At 66.4% G+C, this 11,583-nt stretch carries 12 protein-coding genes and 1 pseudogene; 7 read left to right on the top strand and 6 right to left on the bottom strand.

Going from position 1 to position 11,583, the window contains the following annotated elements:
* Window positions 1-204 precede the first annotated feature (204 nt).
* Both J7I97_RS33465 and J7I97_RS33460 read right to left on the bottom strand, forming a co-directional pair.
* Complete coding sequence (locus J7I97_RS33465) at window positions 205-708, bottom strand: GNAT family N-acetyltransferase (protein ID WP_214942850.1); 504 nt, start codon at window positions 706-708, stop codon at window positions 205-207.
* A 45-nt stretch (window positions 709-753) separates the two neighbouring features.
* Window positions 754-927 carry a hypothetical protein gene (locus J7I97_RS33460; RefSeq protein ID WP_214942847.1) on the bottom strand — a complete coding sequence of 58 codons (174 nt, stop codon included), beginning with the start codon at window positions 925-927 and terminating at the stop codon, window positions 754-756.
* Between the two features lie 204 nt (window positions 928-1,131).
* Here J7I97_RS33460 and J7I97_RS33455 point away from each other — a divergent pair, with 204 nt between their 5' ends.
* The 3 genes from J7I97_RS33455 to J7I97_RS33445 all read left to right on the top strand — a co-directional run bounded on the left by J7I97_RS33455 (window position 1,132) and on the right by J7I97_RS33445 (window position 3,958).
* Window positions 1,132-2,316, top strand: a complete 1,185-nt coding sequence (locus J7I97_RS33455) for a ParA family protein (protein ID WP_214942844.1) — start codon at window positions 1,132-1,134, stop codon at window positions 2,314-2,316.
* Entirely contained in the window at window positions 2,313-3,320 is a 1,008-nt protein-coding gene (locus J7I97_RS33450; RefSeq protein WP_214942841.1) for a ParB/RepB/Spo0J family partition protein, read from the top strand. The genes J7I97_RS33455 and J7I97_RS33450 overlap by 4 nt, the downstream gene beginning before the upstream one ends.
* 182 nt (window positions 3,321-3,502) lie before the next feature.
* Entirely contained in the window at window positions 3,503-3,958 is a 456-nt protein-coding gene (locus J7I97_RS33445; protein ID WP_214942839.1) for a hypothetical protein, read from the top strand.
* A gap of 50 nt (window positions 3,959-4,008) precedes the next feature.
* On the opposite strand, the gene J7I97_RS33440 is transcribed toward J7I97_RS33445, so the two are convergent.
* The gene (locus J7I97_RS33440) at window positions 4,009-4,464 is read right to left on the bottom strand and encodes a NucA/NucB deoxyribonuclease domain-containing protein (RefSeq protein ID WP_214942836.1); all 456 of its coding nucleotides are present in this window, start codon (window positions 4,462-4,464) and stop codon (window positions 4,009-4,011) included.
* Between the two features lie 494 nt (window positions 4,465-4,958).
* Complete coding sequence (locus J7I97_RS33435) at window positions 4,959-5,807, bottom strand: hypothetical protein (RefSeq protein WP_214942833.1); 849 nt, start codon at window positions 5,805-5,807, stop codon at window positions 4,959-4,961.
* A gap of 1,056 nt (window positions 5,808-6,863) precedes the next feature.
* Between J7I97_RS33435 and J7I97_RS39265 the strand changes: the two genes are divergently transcribed.
* From J7I97_RS39265 to coaD, 4 genes and pseudogenes are all read left to right on the top strand, one after another.
* Entirely contained in the window at window positions 6,864-7,061 is a 198-nt protein-coding gene (locus J7I97_RS39265) for a hypothetical protein (RefSeq protein ID WP_251059412.1), read from the top strand.
* Window positions 7,062-7,070: 9 nt separating this feature from the next.
* Window positions 7,071-7,442 (top strand): sigma-70 family RNA polymerase sigma factor, encoded by a 372-nt coding sequence (locus J7I97_RS39260; RefSeq protein WP_285441131.1) that lies wholly within the window; start codon window positions 7,071-7,073, stop codon window positions 7,440-7,442.
* An 855-nt stretch (window positions 7,443-8,297) separates the two neighbouring features.
* Window positions 8,298-9,108, top strand: a pseudogene (locus J7I97_RS40505) (IclR family transcriptional regulator).
* Between the two features lie 350 nt (window positions 9,109-9,458).
* Window positions 9,459-9,935, top strand: coding sequence for a pantetheine-phosphate adenylyltransferase (gene coaD, locus J7I97_RS33415; RefSeq protein ID WP_214942830.1), 477 nt, complete (start codon window positions 9,459-9,461; stop codon window positions 9,933-9,935).
* A gap of 59 nt (window positions 9,936-9,994) precedes the next feature.
* On the opposite strand, the gene J7I97_RS39255 is transcribed toward coaD, so the two are convergent.
* The gene (locus J7I97_RS39255) at window positions 9,995-10,234 is read right to left on the bottom strand and encodes a hypothetical protein (RefSeq protein ID WP_251059411.1); all 240 of its coding nucleotides are present in this window, start codon (window positions 10,232-10,234) and stop codon (window positions 9,995-9,997) included.
* Between the two features lie 2 nt (window positions 10,235-10,236).
* The coding region (locus J7I97_RS33410) for a site-specific integrase (protein WP_251059410.1) at window positions 10,237-11,583 on the bottom strand (1,347 nt) is incomplete at its 5' end.

The following is an 11,583-nucleotide window of genomic DNA, read 5'->3' as shown; positions in this document are numbered from 1 at the left end:
GTGACCTGCGGCCACCGTCTCATCGTCAGTCCACACAACTCACGATGATCAACGGTGGCCGCACCCGTCTCCGCACCGACCCCGCCAGCAAGATCGATCTACAGCTGGAGTACTACTAGCCGAGAAACAGCGCGGTAACCGGGCCGCCCGATGGACATGGATGCCGGCCGCCGGCCGACTGAAGCCCCGGGGCCCAGCCCCGCGTCACGGCAACGAGCGGGTGAGCCAGACCACTTCACCGTTGTCTTCCGTGGAGACGTGATCCCGCTCGAACCCGAGCTTCTCAAGGACACGGAGCGACGGTGTGTTCCATGTACCGACGGTCGACCAGAGCCGTTCCCGCCCGGTCGCGATAGCGGCGTCGAGCACCGCGCCGGCCGCCTCGGTGGCGTAGCCCCGCCCATGCGCGCGCTGGAACAGCTCATACGCGATTTCAGGCTCCTCCAGGGTGGAGCGGCCGATGATCAGCCCGCAGTAGCCGATGAAGTCGCCTTCGTCACGGCGCTGGATGGGCAACAGGGCGATGCCCGTAGTCGCCGTCGCGGTGAGCAGCTCCGCGATGGACGTCCGGATGTGCTCAACCGTGGGAGTTCCCTTGCCGCGTTCGGAGAGGAGGGCGCAGAACTCAGCGGCGTCCGACTCGGCCCAAGGCCGCATTATCAGCCGCTCGGTCTCAAGGTGGAACGACATCGTCTCGTACGTAGTCATGCCCCCACTTTGCCCCACGGATCATCACGAACTACAGCTGGAGTATTAAGAGCTCGGCAGCTTGACCTCTATCTCTTTGATCTTTCCGCTGGTGCTCACCACAGCGTTGACTGTGCTGTCGCCCGGGGCCTCAGCGGCCCTTGCTGCCTTCACGAACGACTCGAGTTCCTCAAGGGTCATGTTCTTCTCTTCACCAGTGAATTTCAGGGACTTCGACATGAGTCCATGCTGACTGTCCGGATGTCCGCCTCGCAGGCGATACGCGAAGCCGTGTTGAGGACTGGAAGCAGGGGGGTGCTAACGCCGTTAGCACCCCCTGAGTGCTAACGGCGTTAGCACTCAGGGGGGAACTGCCGCCGAAAATCGGCAAAACGCACCTAACGGATCACCAGAATGACGCGCGACGGCAGTATGCTGCCGTCCATGTCATCTCCGAACCCGGGAGCGGAGCGGGAGAAGCTCGTCTCCAAGCTGCCCGCTCACCTCCAGCAGGCCCTCAAGGTCCGTGCAGCGCAGCTCCAGACCGACATGCAGGACGCCGTCGCCCATGGCATCCAGGCCTGGCGGGACTGCACCGACGAGCTGCCCGCCGTCAACACCGCGGGCGCTGATTCGTTCGGCACCTACCTCCCCGAAGGCCTCTACGAGGACTTCAAGACCGACTGCCGAGAGCGCGGCGTCTCCTACATCCAGGGGCTGGCGCAGTCCGTGGTCCTCTGGCTGGCCGACAACCCCGCCGGCGTTCAGGCGACCACCCGCAGAATCGTCGTCTGCAACCAGAAGGGCGGCGTCGGCAAGACCGCCGTATCCGCAGGCCTCGCCCAGGCCTTCGCGGAAGACCCGACTGCCATCGGCGCGGCAGCCGATACGGCGATCGGTGGCCAGCGAGTCCTCCTCGTCGACTATGACCCGCAGGGACACCTCACCCATCAGCTCGGCCTCACCGCCATTCCCGCTGGCGAGGAAAGCCTCATCACGCACATGCTCCACCGGGAGCAAACCCAGCAGCCGCTACTCGACCTGACTGTTGCCATAAGCGGTGACCGGTTCGGCGGCCGACTGCGGATCCTGCCTGCCGCGTTCGACGCGTTCCTCCTCGACTCGGGGCTCACCATGTTCCGCGGCCCGCGCGAAGCCGCACTCGAGCGCGCCCTCGCCCCGCTCGAGGAGCACTTCGACGTCATCGTCGTAGACTCGCCGCCCAGCCTCGGACTCGCCATGGACGCAGCCCTCAACTACGGGCGCCAGCGGGACAACGAGAAGCCCGGCTCGTCCGGCCTCGTCATTCCCGTGGAAGCAGAGGACACCTCAGCGCAGGCCTACGGGATGCTCATCCAGCAGATCGATTCCCTCTCCCGGGACTACGACATCGCCATCGAGCAGCTCGGCCTCGTCGTCAACAAGTTCGACAGCCGCCGCGGCTACATCGCGACCTCGTCGCTCGACAAGTGGAAGACGCTGGGCACTCCCCCGGTCCTGGCCGTCGTTCCCGACGTCAAGGAACAGCGCGAGGCCGTCCGCAAGCAGCGCCCGCTGCTGGACTACGCGCCCGACTGCGAACAGTCCCACCAGATGAGGCAGATCGCGCGAGGAGTGAAGACGGCATGAGCAAGGCGGACATGCTTGGGGACTCCCCTACGTTCAACGCCGTGGCGCAGCCCATGAGCAGCCGCGCGGCATCCTTTGCGCGGTTCGCCGGGCAGGACGGCCCCTCACCGGAGCTGGCCGCCGCCGCACAGGCCGGGACACTCCGCGTGCCTCTGGAGGCCCTGGCACACAATCCCTACAACCCGCGCGAGGAACTCAAGTCCGTCGATGACCTCGCCGACAGCCTGACCGCTCGAGGTGTCATCCAGCCCCTCGCAGTCGTCACCCGGCAGGCGTTTCTTGCCGCGCACCCCGACCATGAGGACCAGATCGGCCAGGCGGCGTACGTCGTCGTCGACGGCAACCGCCGCCTCGCCGCATCGAACCTCGCTGGCCTAGACGATGTCCCCGTCCATGTCGATGACTCGCTAGCCCAAGACGCCGACACCCTCCTGGAGACGGCTCTCACCGCTGCCGTTCAGCACGAGAACCTCGACCCCCTTGATGAAGCGAAGGCCCTCCAGCGACTCGTACACGTCCATGGGTCCCAGCGAGCGGTCGCTCGGGCGCTGGGTAAATCCAGTCCCTGGGTCACCCAGCGCATCGCCCTGCTCAAGCTCACCCCGGAACTCCAGGATGCGGTCGAGGACCGGAGCCTCCCGGTAGAGATCGCCCGCAACGTCGGCCAGCTCCCCGCGCAGCAGCAGCAGAGCGCTGTAGAGGAAGCCCTCGCCAAGCGTGCTGAGACCAAACGACGCAAGCGAACCATGCAGGGTGCTAACGCCGTTAGCACCCCACCATCTGCATCCGCTGCCAGCAACACCGAAAGCGGCGACCCCGAGAACCAAGAGCAGCCCGCCGAGCCGGCCGCGGGTCCCACGCCCCACCTCGTGGATATCCGCTCCCTTCCCCGCGTGCCCTGGCATGACGGCAACGGAGTCGCCGACCTCATCTTCGAGAAGATGAGCGAGTCACAGCGGGAAGTTCTCCTGGAGCGCCTCCTGGCCGCCCACGGCGAGGGATAGCCGGCCAGTCAGAGTTCGGCCGAGCCCGTCCGGAGTTCCGAGCGGGCTCGTCCACGTACCGAGCCAAGGGTGCTAACGCCGTTAGCACCCGGCACCCTGTGGCTTGTCCCCACTGGCAGGCAGGTGGTGTGTTCTACGGTCATGGGAACGCGTAGCGACTGTGGGAGGAAGGCGGAGGGGCAGTGGCCATCTTGTTGGGGGAGCAGGAGCTGGATGCGCGGGTGGAGTTCCGGGCTTTCGGTTTTCAGGAGTCGGACGACAGTGTGGTGCCGGTGCCGTTCCCGGATGACTTCAGGTGGGGTGTGTTCCTGCAGGAACATGTCCGCCGGTTCGACTTGTTCAGTGCCGGTCACACGCATACTGCCGCGGTTACTGCCCGGGTCTGGGACAGTCAGCCCGAGGCGGGTGAGGGTGAGTGGGATGAGCAAGGGGAGATCGATTACGAGTCGGTCACGGGCGACGTTGCACTCTGGGGTTCAGGGCGTTCCGAGGAGCTCATCCGGCTGGGGCGCGCTGGGGCCTGGAGGGTGCGTGTGCAGTGTGCCGGCAGGGCGGAGGCAGAGAGGGTGACGCGGTCTGAGGGAACGGCGTACGGCGTGGAGCGGTACGTGATCGATTTCTGGCCGAAGGCCGGGTAGCGGGCGGGCCCCGCACAGTCCTGCGCCGGGCCCGCTTCTCCGCTGATGCGTCAGTTGATCTTCACGATGAAGCCGTCTTCGGGTCCGTCGATGATGCGGTTGGCGTTGTAGAAGCCGCGCAGGAGGGTTCCGCCGGCTCCGTTCTGTGCGCCGGGGACGGGCAGGACGGAGAAGTTGTTCTTCTCGACCTGTGTGTCGTACTCCTCGATCGCGGAACCTTCGTAGGTCGAGGCGAAGGGGAACTCGTCACACTCCTTGCCGCCGTTGGTGTAGTTGGCCCCCCAGGAGCGCTTGCATTCCCTCACCGAGACTGCCCGGTTGCGGTCAAGACGCTTCTGGTCGAGAAACAGGCGGTGCAGCGGCTCCTGGATGGTGTCGCCGGGCACGTTCTTCAACGCGTTGAGCGGCTTGGTGGCCTTCGGGTTGGTGAACGCCTGCTTAATGTGTTCGGCCACCGCCTGCTCCGGTGCCCTGGGCTTGGAGCTGTATTCCAGGGTGGCGATCATGCTGAATGTCTCGTCTCAGCGATCCTTGACCGATCTCATCGAAGCTTGACCACCGGTCAGTTCGTCTCACCGAACCTTGATCTCCTGCCAACGCCGCAGGCCAGATACGGTGCGGGTATGACGCCAGGGTTGCCCTCCGACGTTGCCGACGCGCTCGACGTTCTTCTGGGCACGGAGGACGCGACTCACCTCGCGCTCCGCTGACAAGTACGGCACCTACGGGTGTCCGGACGCTGCTCGTGCGGCTGCGGTACGACGTTCTTCGAGCTGGATACGGACGCCGTGATGGCGGCGCCGTCTCCCGCTGGCACGGTGGTGGCCGAGGCGCAGCTGTTCGACACGGCCGAGGACTGGATTGGTGAGGTCCTGGCGTTCGCTCGGAACGGGTACCTGTCTTGGCTGGAGGTCTGCTCTTGGAGCGATAGCACCGTGACGTTGGCTGACGCGCTACGGATGCTGCGCTCGTAGATGCTCGAGCGGCCCCGGGTGAGCGGTCAAGCTTCGGTGAGATCGGTCAAGGATCGCTGAGACGGGACACTGAACGCCGCTCCGCCCTTGTTCGCCGGGTTGCCGGCGCCGGTGGAGTTGCGCAGGTAAGAGGCCGCATCCCACCGCGGGGCGAACATGAAGGGCTTGCCGGTCTTGGGGCTCTCGCCGACCCATCCCGCAGGAAGGGTGGAGGTGACTTCCGGTTGGTAGACGGCCGCGACGACATCCGCCGCACCTGCTCCTGTGCCCTGCCCAGGCGCATAGCGCACGGAGTGGGTGTAGTGGGGACTGGACTGCATCTCCAGCCACGTCTTGGTCACCGGCAGCTTCTTGCTCACAACGGGCGTTGCGGCGGCCGGCCAGTCCGCGGCGATGCCGCCCTTGAGACCGATCTTCAGACCTGAGACTCCAGTACTCCCCACAGCGGTGAAGTCGCTGACGTCGTAATCGAAGTACATCGTGCGGTCGGCTTCCTTGGGAACCGTGCCCCGCACGTAGACGGTGTAGGAGCTTGTGCCCACTGCGCCGCTCTGCTTCTCCCAGACCGTCGTGACCTTCAGCCCCGTACACACCGCGAACCGGGACTTGATGTAGACCTTGGTTGCACCGGCCATGTTGCGCTTGCACTCGTCCAGCGTCATCGCGCGGGCGGGCTCCGGATAGGACACAGCTGCTGGCGCCATGAACGGCAAAGCCGCGCCCTGCCGCACGGAAGCGACCGCGGCGGGAGTGCTGGCCCGCTTGCCGTAGGAGGCTGCCGGGCCGGTCACCTCCATGGGCGTCGTCGCAGAGTCTTCCTCTGCTCCGGCCATCGCCAGCTGCGCCATCCCAGTGCCTGCCTTGAGCTCTGCCAACGAAGGAGTCACGGATCCCGGTGCGAGCATGTATGTCTGGGCGGTCAGCTGGTCGCTCCCCTCGGCTGCTGCAGCCGTGGTGCCCCCAGGCAGGACGACGGCCGCAGCCAGTGCAGCTAACAGGGCAGCGCGGCGACGTGTTCGTGGTGCAGTAGTGATGATTCCCCCAAAGGACGGTCGGTGAGCGGATCTCGCCCAATGACCCAGCACTATCGAACAATTGCGTCAATAGAGAAGGCTTGGGGGCACTTATGGCGAGATGCGACGACTCCCTTGGCTGATCGGCACCGGAACCATCCGCGAAGGGCAAGCTCTCCAGTCGATCAGCTTGCCCAGTCCCTCCGCCGACGACATCTTCGACAACATCGCGGCGGCCAGCATCCTCTACACGCTTTCATGGAGGAGCTCTCGGCGCGGCTGGGGTGGGCGTTGGAGCCGTGCGAGGTGACGCCCGGCAAGAGACCGCCATGGAGATCGTGGGTATCGAACGCCAGTTGATTGCCTGGCAGTCCACCCGCCGTCAGCAGATCGCGGACGTGATGCCGGCCCTCGTGGCCAAGTGCGAGGAGTAGCAGGGCATGCACCCGGGGAGCGGGCCACGTACGCACTGGACTGGGGCGTGCGCGGGCGCATGGGGGCGCGCAGATAAGCGGATGCGCCCGCTCCAGAAGTTTTGTGATGAGCGGCTGAACGATCGGGGGTTGTTTTCGCTTGGCTGGTGAGTAGGAGCCGGCCGCGAGCTGGCTCCCCGGCTGCCGGACCTGGGGGGGGGAGAGAGAGGCACGCCTGGATCTTCACTGGTGCCGCTTTGGAAGGACCTTCCACGAAGTGAACGAGACTGATCCCCTTGCCTACGTGCTCATAGGGGCAACTGCGTTGCGGGTCTTCGCACCTGACGTGGTGCGGGGCTTCCGGCGTCTGCTGGGCGCTGGTGTCAGGGTCGGTGCGGCTGAGCTCGTTGCCGCCCGTGGCCCGTCGTCCGGTCAAGGAGGCCGGCCGCGTGAAGATGCCGCCCGTCAGCATGGACGAGCCCGGGGAGCAGCCGTGGGGGAGTTCATGACCGACGCCGAGTACGACCCGTCCGGGGAGCAGGCGGTCTCCAACGAGCTCGCGGGCGTCCTGCCAGTGGACTACGTCGCCTTCCACTCGCAAAACCACCTCGCCTACCTGGAATACGCGCACGTGAAGCTCGGCAGCGCCGAGGCCGCCGAGGCCGTGGTGGACGACGTGTTCACCTTCCTGCTGGAGATCTGACCGGACGCACTGCAAGAAGCCAGTCTCAACGCGTTCGCATGGGCGCAGCTGCGTGAGCATGTTGAGCGCTACAGGGCCCGGCAGGAGGTACCGGTCGCCTTGGTGGACACAGCCCGCTACGCGGCTCTGCGGCAGGGTTCCCGGCGGCGCGTGGAGCTCGTCGAGTCCAAGATCGGCCTGTACGAGGCGATCGCGTCGCTTTCCGACCGCCACTACGACGTCGTGCTGCTGACCTTCCTGATCGGTTTGGAGACTGCCCAGGTGGCGCAGCTGATGGGCATCGAGCCCGGGACGGTGCGCTCTCACCTTTACACCGCGCGTCGCAAGCTCGCCGACAAAATCCAGCTCGATTGGACTCCCGGGGAGGAGAAGGACCTGTGAACGACATCACCCGTAATCATGCGGACGCCGCCAGTGAGTTGGACGAAGCTCTCCAGGACGTCGAACTCTTCACCGACGAGTACGTGTACGACGAGGACGCCGCCCGTCGGCGCATCGCACGCCGTGTCGCTGCCGCTCGTCTCAGCCGGACGTCGGCGCTCCACCAGGCCGATCGGACAGCCCACCAGATGGCTTCGATTCCTCCTGCGGCCACACCTGCCAGTCCGGACGAACGCAAGCTTCTGCTGGACGCCGCCTGCAACGTGCGCGCTGCTCGCACCCTGGACACGCTCGCACGCGCGCTCGTCGACAGCCCCGCGTTCACCCGCGCCGCGCTCCAGGCCGAAGCCTGGCCGTACAGCCAGCACTCGGCACTCCTCTTCGCCAGCGTCCTGCACCTGTCCGGCAGGATGGAAGCATCCCAGTTCTGGTTCCAGTACGCAGCCGGCGCCGGATCCGACACCGCGGCCCACGCCCTGCACCTCTCCCGTGCGGAGATCGACAGCGCCCACCACTGGCACAACCAGCCGGCCTCGCCCGACCCTGAAGAGAATCTGCCGCGCCTCCCAGCTGTCGCCGACAACATCGAGGCCACCCTGGACGCCTCGATCATCTGGACGTCACCGGCCATCTCCACAAGGAAGATCACACCCACCCCACCCGTGGACCAGGGCCTGCGCCGGCTCCCCACGCCCATCCTCTTCGCCCTCGACACCACCCCCCTGAGGAACACGAGGACCTCGGCGAGATCTACACCCCCGCCCCGTGGCTGGCCTCGGCGCTGGCCCGGTGGGCCCGGCTGGACCCGGACGGCCTGGCCGACGAGGCGCAAACTGGAGCCCGGATGGCCAAACGATCCAAGCCGCGTCGGCCGCCAACTCCCGCCTCGAGTCCGCACACCGAGCCCTGCGCGTCCTGGAGATCATCCACCGCCACACCGGCGGCGTCGGCCGAACCCAGATCGCCCGCGAGACCGGCCTGCCCCAGCTCCACCTCACCCAGGCACTGGAACACCTGGTCCGCACTCAGCTCGCCACCCCGATCGCCCAGGACGTCTACGCCAGCGGATCCTCATTGCAGCTGGCCGCAGGCGGCCGGCACGGCGCTGCCTTGCTCCGCGAGACCCTCGCCGTCCTCCGCGACGAGGTCGGCGCGGCTGTCTACGTCGCCCGCTACACCGACGGCGAAGTCTCCATCACCCAATACGCCGACGGCCCCGCCACCCCGGCCGTACATGAGTGGGTCGACTTCCGTGCTGCAGCCCACGCCTCCGCCGTCGGCAAGGCCCTGCTCGTACAACTCGACGAGGACGAACGCGGCAACCACCTCCAACGGCACCGGATGGAGGCATTCACCCCCCCACACCATCACCAGTCAGGAGGTCCTCTTCGCGGAGCTTGACACCCGGCACCCCGGCGAGCCGCTCCTGGACCTCCAGGAGTACGCCCTCGGCACCGTCTGCGCGGCGGTCCCCGTCCGTACCGGACAGGAACCAGAGTGCGTGGCCCTGTCCCTGCCGTCCCCGCACCCCGACCGCCTCTGGCAAGCAGCCCACGTCCTGCGCAACGAAGCCATCGCAGTCCTCCTGGCGCTCCTCGTCGCGGGCAGCGATCCGGCGCCAGAGCCTGCGCCAGCGACCGACGGGCTTCACACACAGGGCCGTTGACTGCCCGCTCGAAGACCTACGGAGCCCCGCCGCAGGCCGCGTCCCTGGTGACCGGTCCGCGGCGGGCAGGCCCGGGAACCGCAGCGACAGCACCGAACCCCGGGGACACCTTGGGTGACGGCCGCAGGTTTCAGGGGCCAGTGAGGATCGAGTGGGTGCCGATGCGGCGCCACACGATGTGACGGGCTCCTTCTCTGAACTAAAGAGCGTGTTCCATGTGGCCGTGATCTATGTGTGACGTTGCGGTTGTCTCGCCCCGCTAGACGTTCCCCCTGCCGTGCTTGATCTTGGTGGTTTGGCTTCCCTGGCACTGCACTACCGGGAGCGGCCGCTTGTTACTCTTTCCGATCATGCGAGCCCTCTTCCCAGGATCCTTCGACCCGGTCACTCAAGGGCACCAGGATGTACTTCGGCGCGCTGCCCTCCTGTTCGACGAGGTCGTCGTGTGCGTGATGTTCAATTCGAACAAGACCGGCCGCTTCCCCATCCCGGAACGGCTGGACCGGCTCCGCGCGGCAGCAGCTGATTTGAGCAACGTCACGGTCGACTCCCACACCGGCGGCCTGCTGGTCGACTACTGCCGCCGAGTCGGTATCGACGTCGTCATCCGCGGAGTCCGCGGCGTTCGAGACCTGGACTACGAAATGCCGATGGCCCGCATGAACCACGAACTGGCCGGAGTCGAAACGTTCTTCATCGCTGCAGACCCCGACCTGGCCCACATCTCCTCCACCCTCGTCACCGCGATGAGTCAACAGGACCGTGTCCCGAATAATGATCTGAGCGAGCTTCTTCCAGCAGGTGAAGGCGGCAGCGAGGGTACCTGAAGAGTTGATCGATCGGCCGTGGCGCCCTTGGGTAAGAGCACTTGAAGCTCCAGTGGTGGCTACTCGGTGGCTTCGCTGGTGCGAGCAGTGAGCTGGGAGAGGCTGGGTAGGCCCAGGAAGACGGGCGACTGCTTCTTCTCCTGCTGGGCTTCGATCTGGGCGATCTTGTCTTCGGCGGCGGCGAGGCTGGTGGACAGTCCTTCGACCTCGCCGAACCATCTCTCGCGTTCGGCTTCGGCGATCCTGTCCTTGAGGTTGTCGCGGATCTCTTCGAGACGGGGCTTCTCGTCCAGGGCCACGATCAGGACCGGGCAGCGAACACAGGCGTGTTCATGGATGCAGTCGGTCCCGTAGGCCCGCCCGCACTCGCCCAGCGCCAGCTTCCTCCGCTCGAAGTGAGACAGGAACTCCTGCCACTCCTCGGCGGTGACGGCCCTGTACTCCTCAGCGGGCGGAGGGTGCGGCGACGGGCGATGAAGGCGCGATGCGCCTCGAGCGCATCCGTCGGGTAGATGGCCGCGTATCCCATCGTGGTGTTGATGTTCCTGTGGCCGGCGATGACCTGGGCGATGTGTGGTGGGAGGCCGTTGAGGATCGCTTCGGTGATGAACATCCTGCGGAAATCGTGGGGTTGGAAGAGCAGCGGATGCCCGGCGCTGTCGGTGATCCCGGAGGCTCTCAGTGTCTCGTCGAGGGCTTTGCGGATCATGCTCCCTGAAACGGGCCTGCGCTCGTGGCTGATGCTCCACTGGAAGAGCAGGGGCATAGGCGCGTTCCAGGTCTTCTCGTGCAGGTCGTAGCTGGGTATCAGCGGCACTCGGCTGGTGCTGTCGCGGACGCGTGAGATGACCGCGCTGAGCACGTCGGCAAGCTCGGGGCTGATAAGGATGAGCCGTTCCTGATCGGTCTTCGAGGGCGCGATCTGGAGAAGCGGCACGACGTCCCCGCTGGGCAGCCGGTAGCTGATGATGCTGTGGTGGCTGAGTTCCTGGAGCTCCTCGATCCGGATCCCGGTGTGACGGAAGATCTCGATGGCCGCCCAGGCCCAGAACGCCCGCCGTTCCTCGGCGCCCAGGTCGCGCCGCTCGCCTGCGGCGTCACGGACACCTGTGGGGTGGCCGTCGGGACGGACGCTGCTCTTGGGGACGGTGAATGTCTCGCCGAGGACCGTGAAGGTGGATCCCAACGGTGCCGCGTTGAGGGCATCGAGCCTGGCCGTGGCCTCTTTCAGCCTGCGGATGGCGACCCGGACGAGTGCCGGCAGGACGGGAAGACGTTCCCGGGTACGCCGGTCGGACTTGGACTTCTGGCGTTTCTCCAGCTTTTTGACGGAGCACTCGGCCTCGGTGACCGGGGGCGGAGAGGCCCACTGCCCCCACCGTTCGGGCTCGCTCAGGGCCCACTCGCCGATGTCGAGATAGAACGCTCGCACCGTCATCTTGATCGCGGGCGCGCTGGTCCGCGGTTCGGTCACCGTGATCACGGTTCCGTCGGCTTGCCTCCGGCGGGCGGTCTTCGTCGCGAGGCGGGTCTTCCAGGCCGTGGCGGTCTCGGGCGACAGCCGGATGGAGTCGATGCCGGGGTGGTGCTGTTCGAGGTCGGCCCAGAAGTTGCCGGCGAGGGTTGCTGTGGGTGATCGTTGGGTTTG

Origin of the sequence: Streptomyces sp. ISL-87 (assembly GCF_018614095.1) — a bacterium.
In the GTDB taxonomy this organism is placed as follows: Bacteria; Actinomycetota; Actinomycetes; order Streptomycetales; family Streptomycetaceae; genus Streptomyces.
The sequence above is the reverse complement of the archived record's forward strand: the minus strand, read 5'-3'. Positions and strand labels throughout refer to the sequence as shown.